Below are 13,323 nucleotides of genomic sequence, written 5' to 3'. Positions count from 1 at the left end.
GTGAGACAGGTGATGATCTATCTCAATTCTGGGATAGTAATGACTGCAACTCCTGTAAGGTACGCATCTCGGTGAACCCGGGTTGGTGAATCTGGAACGACGATGGCGGCGAATTCGAACTGTAGGTCTTTTCGACGCGTGGGTAGCCCTCGTTTGGCTCGTTGAGGGCACGAAGTACCTCATGTGCATCGCTTCGATTCTTCACGACCCACACCGCTGCTTCGGGATCGCACGCTGCCATCTTGTCATAGTCATCGGGGACCGCAGTCAAAATATCGTGATTCGCTCGCTCGGCTTCGAGTGTGACAGCGATGTCACCATTTTCATCGAGACAGACTGCATCGAGACGCGAACGCGAGCCTTCATGTTCGTGGTACGCGACAGCCTCAACAGCCGCTGAGTCATCGTCTTCGACGAACTCTGCTTCGAGATATCGTCTGCCAAGTTCCACCATGACGACGTGGAGACTCGACTCACTGAGATCGCCGCGGCCGTGACCGTGGGCGACGCCTTCGCGGTGGCGAACTGCAATCGCACGACGGCCCTTGGGCGTGACAGTGTAGAGTTTGTGTGGATACGTACAATCGACCGAGAGCGACCCACCATCGATGAGTTCTTGGACTTCCTGATATCTGATGCCGGTGTATTCTTGGAGGCGAACCATGCTATCATACAAGAGATCGTACTCGAATTCCGGGTCGAATCGACGCTGATGTGCCGAGTAGACCGCTTGGAGAAAGCGCAGTTGGGCGTCGGTAAACGCGCTACTGCCGCGTTCGACTGCCGAGAGTTTGAGTGGGAGTTGTGAGATCGGGATTTCATCGCGGTCGACAGCGTCGAGGCTGTGACAGCATTGGACGGCGTTTTTGATGCCCGTGAGTGTTGGGTCGTATCGAGTCGAACACTCCTCACAGACGACGACGTGAACTTCGGGGTCATACCCCACCATTGGGGGAAGACGCGACGTGTAGGGCAGCGCAGAGTTGATACGCGCATCGGGTGTCGGCGCATTCCGCGGTGGATAGGCTTCTGTTGGTGCGTCTTCGGATGGTGTGTGTGCGGACGTGGGAGTTGCGTGGTGTGTCGACGTTGCGGACTCATCGAGCGGTGCTGATTCGCGGTGGCCCAGTGGCGTCTGTGTCTCTTCTGTGGTGGTCCGACTGCCAATCCCCGAGACATCGAGCCCATACGCGTGGGAAGTCTGCGTCGTACGCAACTCAAGTGCAGCCGCGTATGCTGTCTCACGAGCGGGCGAAAACGGGTCAGTACTTTCTGGGTGGCCAGCTGGGAGTGGTGGGCTCTGGAGGACGAACGGTTGTGGCTCTGGCTGTCCGAATTCCGCAGGGAGCGTCGCGAGCCACTGGCCACGACGAAGCGCGCGCAGTCGGGTTTGCACCTCCGTTGCGGGACAGTCGGCTGTTGCAAATCGCCGACTGAACTGCGAGTCGACTGCGACGTTCCCTGTGACAATCGTCGAGACGTTATTGAGGACTTCACGATAGGCCTCTGGATTGGCCTCTTTGAGTTGTGCAGGAAACTGCATCGCCAGGGTAATCGAGAGGCTGAACGAACGAGACTGGGCAAGGAGATCTGACAAGAGCGATGACGTCGATAACTGCGCGGCTTCTTCGAGATACAGATTCACAAGTGGGTGGGCTGTCTCATCGGCACCCTGCTGGGTCCGACGTCGAAGGGCAGTCCACAACGCCGACAGAATCACGAGCGTGATGACGCGTTGTGAAGCCGGCCTGAGACCCCCCGTCTCGATAATAATGACTGCGTCTTCGTCGATGAGTCTCGGAAGGTCGAATTCCGGATCGTCGCTGTCGTCATCTGGAGTGTGATTGAATACCTGTGCAAGTCGTGCATCGATAGGGATCTTCTCGATGCGGTTTGCAACCCCTTGCATCAGCTCGTCGAACGAGCGCTTCGAGTTGGCGGCGACACCTGCGAGCATCGCTTGGAGGTCTTCATCAACGACCGGAGGCGGGTCGCGTGTTTCGTGTAATCTGGCGACCGCCGTTTGGAACTCACGATGGCTAAAGGCGTTCGACCCATGAATCGGGTCGAACATCGCTTTGAGAACGTAGCGAATGATGTCGGGTGAGCGGACGGCCTGTTCGAATCGCTCCCGGCCCATGATGCCGATCAGGATATCGATGTAGTGGTCGACGACGTCTTCGACAGCAGTCGTGCGGTCGACGCCTGCATCGAGTTGGTCGCGAATATCGAAAAACGACAGTGCGGGGAGTGTTTCTGTGCAATCGAAATAATAGACATCGTCAAGAGAGCCGTATTTCGCATAATGTGCTCGGAGATAGTCGTCGGCCATTCCGTCGCCTTTCGGGTCGATGAAGATATCTGCGCCATCGGTCGCTGCGTGATTCGCGAGGAGTGCTGCGACGAGACTCGATGATTTGCCAGAGCCGGTCCGGCCAAACAGACCGAGATGGAGTGGTTGGAGTGCTGGCGGCAGTGAGATAGGGACGGCTTCGGCATCGCCGTCGGCCGTCTGTGCATGTCCGAGCGTGAACCCCGCTGTTCGATACCGCTCGATCCGGTCACGTGGTGGGCGTGGGAGACCGTGTTCGTCTGTCGGTGTGGGTGCGAGCCCACGGTGGGCTTTTGTCGGGAGAGTAGCTGCATCTACTAGACATAGCAACGGGAGTTCATGGCTATCCATGACGAGTCCACGACTGGCATTCTCCGTCCACGGCAGTCTGGCAGTGAACTTCGAGTGTTCTGGCTCACTCACGACCCGATTGCGTAGTGATTCGCAGATTGATTTTGCGCGGTCGCCGTGGTGTGTACGACCTTCGATTCGGTAGTGGTCGCCATTGAGATGTGAAAACGCAGTCGCGATTGGAGTGAAGACGGGAAGTTGTGCATGCTGATCAGTCGTTGTCGCAACTGCCCTGGCGGTGACCACATAACTGTGCTGTGCGTCTTTTTCGTCGAGTGCATCCACGCGCGAGCGAACCCCTGGGTCAGAGACGTTGGTCTCGGGGGCAGTCGTCGTAATCCAGTCTTCGAAGAACCGCTGGACAGCTGTATCTCGACCCTGCTTGAGCCGTTGTGTTCTGTCAATGGCGTGGTGTCGCCAGTCTGGATACGGGCTCACGAGTATCTGGACTGCCATCGGCACGGACGCGTCCGCAAGCGTACTCACCACCGTTGCGAGTGGAAGACGGCTGTGTTTGTCGGTGAACTCGTCGTATCGAGTGAGCGTGGTTTGCCAGTCTTCGCGTCGGTCTGTGACGCCCACGAACTCGACTGCTCGGTATCGTGGTGGTGAATACGATTCGAGGGCCCCATCGTCTGGGTTGGTGGTGGCGTCAGACTCAGTCGGTGAGAGACAACACAGTGGGTCTGTCGTTGTGGTCGAAATGTCGAACGAATTTGGGACGAGTTCTCGACACCACGTCTCAATCGTCGATGCGAGGTCAGTGTCGACGCTCAGGACGTACTCGATGGATCCTGTGTCTGCTCCGTCAGTGACGAGTACCCATTCGAGGGGGGACGAAGTTTGTGTCGACGCTAAGAGGTAGTACAATCGAGTGAACTGTGCAGTGACAGTCGAAGAAGCGAACGTATCCGCAGTTGGCGAGAGATGGATGAAGGTTCGGTCGGTGGTGGACGAAATAATGAATTTCACTCTCGCTCAGTGGACATAATTCCTCCTATATCTGTGATTTCAGAAACAAAACTAGATAGAATTGCATCTTTGTTTGATAATTGTATTCTCAATCGATTTCTAACTGACACGGTTGCTGGGTTTGTGACTCGACTGGCGTCTTTTTGACGCTTGATAGTTTCTTCCCCCGACACTGGCGGCTTGGCGAGGTACCCAACGTAGTAACACGTCGTTGTTAGCTTTCGTTGTTTTTCGATCGGAATGTGTGTCGTGCCACATTGTGAGTGTATCTCTGGACCCAGGATATCGGTGACACGGTCTAGTTGCGGTTACTCTGAAAGGGGCCGGACGCTCGACAGTCGCGACTCGTTCCTGCGGTACTTGCGTTGTCGGGGCACGCCGAGCGTCCGGCCCCTTTCAATCCCACCCTTAGGCTGTAGTGGGGTTGACGATGGCTGTCGGTAGCCCGGTATAGTACGAACGGCACGCTCCGCTCGCCGCCCTGTGCCCGCTGTACTCACGACTCACTTCGTTCGTCGTTGTGACGAGTTGCTCCTTGCAGTCGCGCTCGCATCGCTCGCATCTTTCCGGTGTGCCAGCACCAAGCGCGCTGTCGGTTACGACGCCCTCGCAGGCTCGGTCGTGTTAAGGAGTTCGAACAGGCGGGTGAACCGTGCGGTGACGGTTGCCGAGTAGAACACATCGACTATCGGAGAGATATGAATAAAGATTCGCGGTGACGTGCGCTGAATAATGGCAAAAATCACGGTCGCTAAACATAATTTCTCTCTACGTGTGGATGTGATAACAGGACCGCGGTGGTAGGATAGGATATAATCTCATAGGAGTGTAAATCCTCACAGTTTCAGCTTTCGTGATACCGTGCTAGCTTCCCCCATGTTTCGAGATGGTTCTCCGAGATGTCACTCCGTTCAGCTACTTCTTCGGGCTTAGCGATTGAAAGGTCAGCTACGGTGTGAATGCCAGCATCAACCAATCTCTCCGCATATCTCTCACCGATACCATCGATAACCTCGACAGGTATGTCCTCCTGAGGAGAGTGGGCTTTAACGATATCGTACTTCCCGTCCTGAAATGCAGCCTCTCTAACCCACTTCTTCAAACTATTTTCTGTAAGTTGTGTCTCACTCGCCACCTGAGCAGGATCACGATTGGCGAGTTCAGTCACCGTGTATATGCCAGCATCGTTTAATTGAGTCTGTTTTTTCTGACCAATTCCCCTGATATCTTTTAATGGCCTGACGTGCTCATCATATACGATGTATTTTGACACATTCAGCTGTGACGCATCATCGGCTTTTAGATAGTCGTCGAGAAGTTCTTCCGCATCGAGGTACTGAATATACTCGGCTAATGATTCTCCGTCCACTATTTTTGTGCGGTTATCTTGAGACCTTTTGATTGCTGGCTTGGTGAATGAGCTACTTGTCACGACCACCATATGATCGAATTCGGCACCCCTGTACGGGGCATATTGTTCAACCTGATTCTTCTGTACTTTATTTCCCTCCCTATATGCCTTCGTTTGAATTAGTACTTCCATCTCGAATGGGATTGATTTCGTCGCCCTGATATCTTCTCCCTCCTCGTCATTCCCACCAGTAACCTCTGTTGTCCATCCATCTATCGTCCAAAGATCAGCGACGAATCTCTCAAATTCTTGCCACTCCAATTCGTAGAGCTTCGAGCGAATATCGTGAATTGCCCCACCCATAACTGTCCATACGTTAACAATATTCAAATACCTTCTCTCGGGCACCCACTCCCCAGTGAGAAGTAGTCGGAGCGCAAAGGTTGGTCAAGACTCATTCGTACGCATACCATTCTGTATATGATTTAGCAAGCGAAGGGAATTGTTTCCATAGAAGGCCCCCCGCAGCCTCGCGGCCTGTGCCTCGCTGCGCGCCGGAGGTGCTTGCGTCGGCTCGGCTCGCGACGCTGCGGCCCCCTTCACTCCCACCCTGTGTTCGTTGGGCAGTCGTCGATGGTGTGTCTGCGAATGGTACGCGATTGTATATCCCACTATCACCTACGATATGACGCCATCATTGGGATTGTTTTTCGGCCCGGACAAACAGCTCCTCGCCGCGTTCGTCCAGTATCTCAAAGGCCGTAAAGCCATAATCGGTGAGGAGAGCTTTGATATCGTCATATTTTATCCCCTCACCTTCGTGAACCTCGATATAGAGCCGCTGGCAGGCATCGCCGGAAAATGTCTCCTTACCGCCTTGAAGGACGGACAATTCCGCCCCTTCAACATCGATCTTCGCCACTGACGGCGCAGGAAGATCCAAATCGTCTAGTGCCATCCCTGCAAGCGCGACTCCTTCGTTGACTTCGCCAGGGGATGCCGTCGGTGAACCGTTTCGAATATCCGCCATATTCATCCACAATAGATTGGTCGTATCGGAAAGGGCAGTGCCGATAAGCTGCCCATGTCCCGATTGGAGGTTCTGAGTCAACGCCATAATATTGGCGGGAACAGGCTCGAAGGCGTATGTCTTCCCCTGTACTGCCGCCGCGAAGACGCCGACGTTTGCTCCGATGTCGTAAAACACATCATCCTCTTCGATGAACTGAACCACGTCCCTAATCAGTGGCTTTTCGGTCGCAAGGATGTGCAGTCCTGCCCCAGCAGCGGATATGGTTGGGAAGCGATACGAGACTGATTGCTCACCTATTGATATGCGTACCGGAGCAGGGAAACACGCGATGAGGCGATAGAGCAGTCTGAGCACGAGAAAATCGAACGGGAGCTCGTTGCCCTGTTTACGCCGATAGTTAAGCGATAGAGCCAAGGACACGAGAGGGTCCATAATCCGTTGCATTGAAACGAACTGGGCCTGCAATTAACATAAATCCCCACTTTATCATTTCTGATTACGGGTTGTAGAACAGGATTTGCCTCGTTGACCCACTAACCTCGGTTTCAATATGTCTGTACTCTGATCCGATTTCAGGGGTCCGCAGTCATACTATCGGCTGTCGTTGAATTGTCCTTTATCACACCAATGTCGAGTAAATCCAGATCCCCACCGTCGAGCTGCGAGTCTCGCCCCCGTCAACACGGGCAAGATTGTTCCCTTCGTCGAAGTAGATGGGACGCTCCGCGGTGCCAGCGTAGATGACGTGTGACCCGTTGTTTACTGATTCGTCGTAGAACATCCCCTTTAGACTCCCTTCAGCGCCTCCAATTTTACTATAGATACCACTCAGCCACGTGTTCAGAATATCGACGAGATGAATCAGGGCACGACCAAGACTATCTGTCTCGCGGTGGAAGGTGGCCGTATCTATTCATGAAACCGTATCCATCGACGCCTCAACTCGCAGACGCCCCCGAAGGGTTGCTGTCGAGCGGGCACCTGTGGCTCCGTGAGTACGTCGCTGGACTTCGGTTGCGGTTTCAGATGAAACCATCGGGGCTTCTGGTCTTCGGAGACCGAGACCGAGTCTTCGACGACGTGCCACCGCCGTACGAACACGCTGTTCGGCACGTCCGAGAGCAGTTCGACCGTGACGCGTTCCACGACGCTGTCGACGACCCGTCAGCGTACGTCTTCTTTGGTGTGGCTCCGTGCAACGTCGGTATCGACTATGACTGGGACCGAATTCCACCGTTTCTTGGCTGTGCTGTCTGGAACGAAGCCAACGAACGACTCCTCCCCATCGACAAAGCCGAACGGGTGTTCGAGCGTCTGGGCCTCGCGCCAGCGAACGTCTTCCAGAAGGAGGTGAACGTCCGGGACTTCCATCCCGAGCGCTTCGAGATTCCCAAATCTGCATGGTACGATGGACCCGCCGCAGGTATCGTAATCGAGAACCGAGGTGGTGGACGCGCACTCATCGAAGAAACCCGAGTCGAAGAGCAGGTTGACCACGAGCCACTCAACGGTGAGCCAACAGGAGTCTCTCACAGCCTTGTAACCAAGCCACGAGTCAACCGAGCCATTAAAGCCATCGAAACGCACGGAAAGACAGCCACGACTGCCGAAATTCATGCACGTGTATTCGAGATGATTGTTCGAGAGGAGTACACCCGACTTGACCACGGCAACATCGATTGGACGACGTTGCGGTCTGCAGTCGGGTCGGTTGTCGCCGAGAGATTCGATGAGTTGGCCGATAATTGAACCGCCAGTCACCACCTTCCGACGCCGAAACTGGAGTTCGCCTTTTCAGCATTCCATTCGGGAGACGTACTCCACAATTTCGGAGCGGGGATTTCAAGAGCAATAGCGGGAGGGAAGGGGAGGTGAGGTGAGGTGAGGTGAGGTGGATTTGAACCCCGGTCGCTGACGTTCCCCGGTTCAACTCTACTGTACTCTGTGGCCGACCTCGTGGGTCGCACCAAGCCGAGCAGAGACTCGCCATTCAGGAGTTGCGGTCGGCAAAACCATAGCGGGAGGTAGATTTGAACTACCGATCTCCGGGTTATGAGCCCGGCGGAATCTCCCGGCTATCCCATCCCGCTGCGACATCATACCCGATTGCTAGAGGTAAGACTTGTGTTTGGATCAGTGTCTGTCTGGGCGTTGACGGACGTGTTGGAAACACACGGCTCTGTTGAAACCCTGTTTCAGTCTTGCGATTTGTTGAGAGACTAGTTTTCACTGTGACCCACGGAAACTAGCCAGAAAGAGCGCTCTCTCCAATATCAACGCTGAAGGATTTCAACAGAGCCTGATTTCTCACGTTTCCCAGTCCCAGGAGACGGATGACATCTCCTCAGCCTCTTGTTTGAATCAGTCGGAGAGCGTCGGCATCTCGGGGAAGTCGATTCTCGATCGAGTTGTAAGCTCTTCTGACATCGCGTCGGCTGCCGTACTCAAATCACTTCCAAACGCATATTCTCTCCAAGTGTCGCAACATCTGGCGACGGATTGAAATGCTCGCCGTCGTTGTGACTGTTCGGATGTCGATCCACCGACACGACACTCAAGAACAAGCACTGCGAAGCGCTCTCCGTTCGTTGGGGTGCGAGTAAGTGTCCGTCGTCAATATCGCCCCACGTACTCGGTGATGTTTGAACACAGGACATCCAAAGTTATCTAACGAACTACCATCTCTTTAAGTATATGAGAGCGTGTATCGCTATTCCTTCCCTCTCGACACACGGTGGTGCTGAACGAGTAGTCTGTGAACAAATTCAGTATCTATCTTCTGAAGGTTGGGGAGTTACTCTCCTTGTCGCCGATTATGACCAAGCAATTTTAGACGATTATGGCGTGCCTCATAGCGTTAATATAGTTGTCACAAGCGGGGGGTTGATAGACGATATACTCACAGTTAGAAAAATCCTCAGTGAAGAAGATATTGACCTCTTTCTCACACATACATTTACCAAACGAGTTTACTTAGCGACAAGGCCTTTTGGCGATGACACTCCCTATATCCCCCACGTTCACGGTACAGTTCTATGGTTTGTTGATGAACCGAATCGTCTTCCCCATGCAAATTCTCGGAGCTATCAAGAACTAATCTCTTCCGTGCCAGGTCATGGGGAATTCTATGATGAACTCTCTCCCTCATCTCAGGATACATTACATTCATACGTAAATGAATGGCTGGAAAAGCGCGCACTTCAGTCCAGTTCGACAGTTATCACTGGCTCCCATCAAGTTCAAAGAGAGTTAGAAAACCTTTACTCAGTTAATTCATTGATCGCGCGCCCTGGTGTATCCAAGGCATGGATTTCACAATACGAGGAGACTGAACATCTTAGTCTCACGAATCATGACTATACAATACTAAGTGTTAGCCGACTTGATAAACGCAAAAGAGTTTCTTTATTAATCAAGGCTGTTGGCTCTCTTCGACAGGACGGATATGACGTGGGATTAGTTGTTGCGGGGACTGGCGAACGTCGTGAACATCTTGAGAATCTCTCTGAAAAATTGGGAATTCGGGACTCGGTTATATTCGCAGGGTTTGTCCCAGAGAATAAACTACCGTCATATTATAAATCTGCGGATGTTTTTGCTTGTCCGGGCTGGATGTCTTATGGCATCACGCCGTTGGAAGCGTATGCAATGCGTACCCCGGTTGGAGTTTCATCTGACGCATTCGTTAACGAGGTTTTAACAGGGAAACCAGGCGTAGAGGTTGTCCAACCAAATATAGATGAATGGGTGGAAATGATACCCAAATTATTGAAAGTAGATCCAACTTCAATTGACCCATCTATTGTGCCGACATGGGAGCAGTATGGATTAGAGCTACACAAGATAATTAACAGGCTTGTGGTGGACAAATCCCGATAAGAGACGTTGTATCTACGGCGACCGGCTATCGGAGATTACTGATATCCCGGCAGTCCCCAGATAGCACCACCCGTTCCCTTTCAATTTGAACAAATCTGGTTCAGAAGTTGACTGGTCCGACGTCTCGCGGTCGGCTCGGCGGAGACGATGTTTTCCTCTCGGTGGGGTATCATGCCGTCCGTGCCAACTATGAACGTCTGTGCGCTCGACGAGTGCGCTCACCACCGGGTAGCGAACCAGTAGCCGACTCCGTTGGATCGAAGTCAATGACCCGCTTTTCTTTGGGCATCGCCTCAACGCGAATCCCACGCCACTCACCGTCGACGCCAACGAGCGCTTCGGAGTACCCCGCATCCTCATTGCCTGGAATCGCATCTTGGACGAATCGCATCTGGGCGTAGTTCAGCCCGAACTCTGTCGCCCACGTTTCGTCCATTCCGTCAAGGTGGTGGAACTGCTTGACTGCACACTGGTCGAGAATTGCTTCGGACTCTGTGTGTTCGAAGAACTCGTCGACGGTCTGTGTGACGAGTCGAATCGAGAGGTCGTGATGGCGGTGATGACGGAATACCGTCTCCAAGAACGCCAGACTCGCGGCGTCCTGCATAATATACCGTGCTTCGTCAATGACGAACACGACTTCTTTGTCCGTTTCCTTGGCACGCTCGTACACCAAGGAAATGAGCAGTTGCATCGTCAGCGCGGTACTACTGCTGACGCTGCCTTCTTGTTGAGCCAGGTCAAGATAGATGACCTTCTCGTCGCGGATGTTGAATTCGGATGGCCGGCCGAGATTTGCGTACCGCCCACCCTCCTCGAACAACCGAAGTTGTCCAAGGAGCCACGTTGCATCTTCTCGTAGTTTGTTCGCCTCGGCGTTCGTCCGAACGACAAACTCGCTTGGCGACGCAACCATGTCTTCGAAGACGTCCATCATCTCTCGAATGGTCGGACTCGGATTTCCATGCGTATCGATCTCGTCAGTGATTCCTCGGCGTTCGTAGGCCTGTTGGAGTCCAAGTTCGAGGGTGGTCCGGCGGTCACCAAGTGAGATGCCACGGAGCGCGAAGTAGTTCGTCAGGAAGCTCATTGCGTCGTCGAGTTTCTCGTTAAAGGGGCTTGCATCCTCACCCAGTGCTCGCTGGACGTGTTCGGGCGTCTGGCGGATCTCTAAGGGGTTCAACCCGAGTGTCCCACCAACGGTGATCCGTTTGGCGTCCAAGGCTTCGGCGACGCCAGCCCAATTGTTGAGGGGTTCGAGAATGATGCCGATCCGGTCTGTGCTTTGTTCGATTGACCGGATGAAATTCTGTTTTGAGCCAAATGACTTCCCAGAGCCGGTATCGCCCACAGTAAACATCGCATAGCCGTTCTCGCGAGCAAACGGGTCGATAACGACCGGGCTGTGAGTGTCTTTGTGGATGCCGAATTCGACGCCCCCTTCTTCGAGAATTGTCGCGTTGTGTGGTGAGGCGAGGAGTGCACCAACGGCCCCACCAAGTGCGATTGCGCTGCGACCAATGACGTTCTCTCCAATCGGTGCTGCAGATTGGAGTGCGAGGTCTTGGTTGCAAATCGCAGTCTTCGGTGTGAGACTCGCCGGCTCATCGCGAAGCGTGCTTTTGACGCTTTGGACGGCATCGTGAAGCTCATCACGTGTGTCAGCCCGGACAGTGACGAACAGTGCTTGGTCGAAGACACGAGTCCCACTCTCGACAGCATTGTACGTCGCCGCAGCCTGGTGTGCCCGCTGTTGGAGATACCCACTTCGAACGCTCTTATCGAGGTCGGCATCGACCTGGAGGTCATCAGCGATCTCTTGGAGTTCGCTTCGAGCACGTAGCTGGTTCTTTGGTCGAATGTGGGCTGTGAGGTCGAACTCGATGTCTGTTAGCTGGAACAGATCACTAAGGTAGCCATCGCTCGGGTAATCTGGGTAGTCGGTGATCGTGAGTGTGGAAGTCCACTGCTCGCCCACACGGGCTGCGCGCGTCTCCCATTCAATGGCTGCGGGTGCAATCGTCGTCTTGTGTGACTCTGCGACGTCATCGAGGAGTTGTCCCTCAGTGTGTCCTGTTTGGATTGTCTCTTCGTCGAGGACATCTGCGAAGTCGACTTCTTGGTCTTGTGGTTCATCACCAGTGCGATGCTTCTGCACACCGATGACAATGACGATGGACAGGAGTACGCCCGCAGCGTACACCGCCGCCCCTTCGGGTGACGTTGGCTGGTGGAGCCACTCGACGAGTTGGCGAGTGAGTTCGCGCTCGATTTGAAGCGTGAGCTTACCCATTGAGCTCATCCTCTCGGCGCGAACGCCCGATAATCGGTTGGTCACGAATGACCTGTCGTGGATCGTCGTAGTCGTGTTCGTGGCCGTTCCAGAAATCCATCGCCAACACGAATAGTTCGACCGTGCTCAATCGACGAGCAGACCACCCTGACGCCTGTTGGATGAATCCAGACTCGATGTTCGTGATTCGGGTCTCTAATCGGTCGAGCATTCGCGCACGCTCTTCGGCCGCTGAGAGGTCTTCACGTCGGGTGACGAATGGGTTGAACAGGAAGCCAATTCCGGGGAGTCCAGTCAGTTTTTCTGCGGGTGTTCGTTCGTCACGGAAGCGGTCATAGACTTCGAGTGGCGAGACTTCGACGCCAATGAAGAACCGAATCTGTTGGGTTCCACGGTTTCGCATCGCTTGTGGGCGCGTCTCGCGGTACTCTTCGAGGAGTTCACGGAAGACCGGGTTTTGGGTGACGTCGTCATCCGACAGTCGCTGTTCGATATTTGCTGTGAGCTGTTCGACCGGAAACGACCGTGTCGTCGCGTGAAACTTCAGCTTTGAATCGAGTTCCTTGTTCGCGAACTCAGCGCCGGCTGCGTGGAGGCTCGCCCAGTCATCTGACATGGCGAAGTCCATATTCCCGGGATTGACTTCGATGAACGCCTCCATCACGCCATCCGACCGCTGGATCGCACCCACACCGGGCCAGGCACGCTCGATGTTGGTGAGGTCCTGTGTTCGTTCATCTGGTTTGAACGGTGTATAGTTCGCGAGGCCACCCTCGTTTCGGACGGCTTCTTGGGTGTCTGTCGAGGGACCAGCACTGAATGTTCGACGCGGTCGCGTTGCGAATCGAGACACGTCTTTGGCCCATGCCCACGCAGTGAGGTGGTCCGGTGCGACATAGATCACGGCGACACCCAGTCCAACACCACCTGTGATGAGTGGGACTGCGAGTGAGTCGAGTCCAGTGAGCCCGGCGATGAACAATCCGAGAAGTGGGAACGCAATCAGGACCCCAACGTCCCCTTCTTCGATATTGAGCCCTGGAATACGGCTTTCTTCTCCGAATTCGTCCATGATACGGCGTTCTGCAGCGTCTGAATCAGTCGACATGATG

General features: G+C 54.1%; 7 protein-coding genes and 1 tRNA gene. 2 read left to right on the top strand and 6 right to left on the bottom strand.

The genetic code is table 11. The features are described from left to right. Window positions 1-22: 22 nt before the first annotated feature. The 3 genes from BN996_RS01015 to BN996_RS01000 form a co-directional block, all read right to left on the bottom strand. On the bottom strand, window positions 23-3,553 hold the full coding sequence (locus BN996_RS01015) for a type IV secretory system conjugative DNA transfer family protein (RefSeq protein WP_139043101.1): 3,531 nt from the start codon (window positions 3,551-3,553) through the stop codon (window positions 23-25). A gap of 946 nt (window positions 3,554-4,499) precedes the next feature. After that, window positions 4,500-5,369, bottom strand: coding sequence for a restriction endonuclease (locus tag BN996_RS01005; RefSeq protein ID WP_089776787.1), 870 nt, complete (start codon window positions 5,367-5,369; stop codon window positions 4,500-4,502). A gap of 331 nt (window positions 5,370-5,700) precedes the next feature. Continuing rightward, the gene (locus tag BN996_RS01000) at window positions 5,701-6,483 is read right to left on the bottom strand and encodes an FkbM family methyltransferase (protein ID WP_089776786.1); all 783 of its coding nucleotides are present in this window, start codon (window positions 6,481-6,483) and stop codon (window positions 5,701-5,703) included. A gap of 582 nt (window positions 6,484-7,065) precedes the next feature. On the opposite strand from BN996_RS01000, the gene BN996_RS00995 reads away from it, so the two are divergent. Beyond that, on the top strand, window positions 7,066-7,788 hold the full coding sequence (locus BN996_RS00995) for a hypothetical protein (protein ID WP_089777287.1): 723 nt from the start codon (window positions 7,066-7,068) through the stop codon (window positions 7,786-7,788). 266 nt (window positions 7,789-8,054) lie between these two features. Here the strand turns inward: BN996_RS00995 and BN996_RS00990 are convergent. Further along, window positions 8,055-8,129 (bottom strand) — tRNA-Met (locus BN996_RS00990). A 604-nt stretch (window positions 8,130-8,733) separates the two neighbouring features. Between BN996_RS00990 and BN996_RS00985 the strand changes: the two genes are divergently transcribed. Next, entirely contained in the window at window positions 8,734-9,918 is a 1,185-nt protein-coding gene (locus tag BN996_RS00985; protein WP_089776785.1) for a glycosyltransferase, read from the top strand. A 187-nt stretch (window positions 9,919-10,105) separates the two neighbouring features. Here BN996_RS00985 and BN996_RS00980 read toward each other — a convergent pair whose 3' ends face one another. Then, window positions 10,106-12,211, bottom strand: coding sequence for a VirB4 family type IV secretion system protein (locus BN996_RS00980; RefSeq protein WP_089776784.1), 2,106 nt, complete (start codon window positions 12,209-12,211; stop codon window positions 10,106-10,108). After that, a complete protein-coding gene (locus tag BN996_RS00975) occupies window positions 12,204-13,319 on the bottom strand; it encodes a TraC-like domain-containing protein (protein WP_089776783.1) in 1,116 nt (371 codons plus the stop codon). Before BN996_RS00975 ends, BN996_RS00980 begins: the two co-directional genes overlap by 8 nt. Window positions 13,320-13,323 lie beyond the last annotated feature (4 nt).

Origin of the sequence: Haloferax massiliensis (assembly GCF_001368915.1) — an archaeon.
Lineage (GTDB): Archaea > Halobacteriota > Halobacteria > Halobacteriales > Haloferacaceae > Haloferax > Haloferax massiliensis.
Note: the sequence above shows the minus strand (reverse complement) of the source record. Positions and strands in the feature narration are given on the sequence as shown.

Excerpts from the sequence above, each read along its gene's own strand:
- BN996_RS01000 (WP_089776786.1), bottom strand. The coding sequence starts at position 6,483 with ATGCAACGGATTATGGACCCTCTCGTGTCCTTGGCTCTATCGCTTAAC.
- BN996_RS01005 (WP_089776787.1), bottom strand. The coding sequence starts at position 5,369 with ATGGGTGGGGCAATTCACGATATTCGCTCGAAGCTCTACGAATTGGAG.
- BN996_RS00975 (WP_089776783.1), bottom strand. The coding sequence starts at position 13,319 with ATGTCGACTGATTCAGACGCTGCAGAACGCCGTATCATGGACGAATTC.
- BN996_RS00995 (WP_089777287.1), top strand. The coding sequence starts at position 7,066 with ATGAAACCATCGGGGCTTCTGGTCTTCGGAGACCGAGACCGAGTCTTC.
- BN996_RS00980 (WP_089776784.1), bottom strand. The coding sequence starts at position 12,211 with ATGGGTAAGCTCACGCTTCAAATCGAGCGCGAACTCACTCGCCAACTC.
- BN996_RS00985 (WP_089776785.1), top strand. The coding sequence starts at position 8,734 with ATGAGAGCGTGTATCGCTATTCCTTCCCTCTCGACACACGGTGGTGCT.